We start from the raw sequence: 1,229 nt of genomic DNA, 5'->3' as shown, positions 1-1,229 counted from the left end.
GGAATACTGACGCTTTTGCCCGGTACGATGTGCGATCAGCGGGTCTGGCAACCTGTCCGGCAGCGCCTGGAGCCGCAGTTTTCCACCGATTATGTGGCGATCGAAACCGAGTCGACCCGGCAGGGCATGCTGGGGCTGATCCATTCGGCGGCCTCGACAGGCGACCCGCTTCATCTCGTCGCGTTCTCGATGGGCGGCTATCTGGCGCTGGAATACGCGCTGGAGAACCCCGGACGGGTGGCGTCGCTGGTAACGGTCGCCTCCTCCGCCTTCGGGCTGACGGAGGACGAGGCGGCGGAACGGGTGCGGGCGCTCGATCTGCTGGCGAAGCATGAGTACCGGGGCATTCCTCAGGCCCGCATCAACCAGTTCGTCCATCCTTCGCACCAGGCGGACCCGGCGGTGGCGGACGTGATCCGGGCGATGGACCGGGATCTGGGCAAGGCGGTGCTGGTGGCCCAGCTGAAGGAAACCTCGACGCGGACGTCGCTGGCGCCTCGCCTGGGCGAGCTGGACATCCCTGTGCTGCTGATCGGGGCTGACAGCGATCCGTTCGTGCCGTGGGGCTCGATCGAACGCATGGGTGCGCTGATCCCCGGCGCGCGCATCCTGGAGGCGCGGGACGCAGGGCACATGATTCCGCTGGAACAGCCGGACTGGCTGGCAACGCAGATCAGGGACTTTGAAACCGGGCTCTAGGCCGCATGGATCTTCAGGTCCGGGCAGAGGATGGCGATGACCGCTTCCTCCGTCGGGGCCTGGCGCAGGGCGGCGCGGATACGTTCCTGACGGAAGACGCGGGCGGCGCGGGCGAGCGCCCGCAGGTGGTCCGCTCCGGCATCCGTGGGGGCGAGCAGCATGAAAACGAGATCCGCCGGACGCTCGTCGATGGCTTCGAAATCGGCAGGCTCGATCAGGTGGGCGAAGCCGCCGACTGGGCGCGCGAGGCTTTCGATGCGGGCGTGGGGGATGGCGACGCCCTCGCCTACGCCGGTTGAACCCAGGCGTTCGCGCTCCATCACGGCTTCATGGACTTCGCGGGCATCCAGATTAAGCGCCTTGCCCATGACGGCGGACATTTCGGCCAGAACCTGCTTGCGGCCCTTCCAGCGGGCGCGCGGCACGACGGCGTTAGGGAGAAGAAGATCGCCCAGGGAGGTGATCATGGGGGCGTTCATGAACGCCCTCCGACCGTCAAACGATGTTTTGTCATACTCTACGCATTCCCG

2 protein-coding genes are annotated in these 1,229 nt (G+C 66.7%); one reads left to right on the top strand and one right to left on the bottom strand.

What is annotated here, in order from left to right:
• On the top strand, nucleotides 1–699 hold a 699-nt coding region (locus EON91_RS14470; protein WP_292096115.1), incomplete at its 5' end, for an alpha/beta fold hydrolase.
• Here EON91_RS14470 and EON91_RS14465 read toward each other — a convergent pair.
• Complete coding sequence (locus tag EON91_RS14465; protein WP_292096113.1) at nucleotides 696–1,178, bottom strand: PTS sugar transporter subunit IIA; 483 nt, start codon at nucleotides 1,176–1,178, stop codon at nucleotides 696–698. The two genes, EON91_RS14470 and EON91_RS14465, sit on opposite strands and share 4 nt — an antisense overlap.
• Nucleotides 1,179–1,229 lie beyond the last annotated feature (51 nt).

The sequence above is a fragment of the Brevundimonas sp. genome (assembly GCF_004210735.1).
Classification (GTDB): Bacteria; Pseudomonadota; Alphaproteobacteria; order Caulobacterales; family Caulobacteraceae; genus Brevundimonas.
The sequence above is the reverse complement of the archived record's forward strand: the minus strand, read 5'-3'. Positions and strand labels throughout refer to the sequence as shown.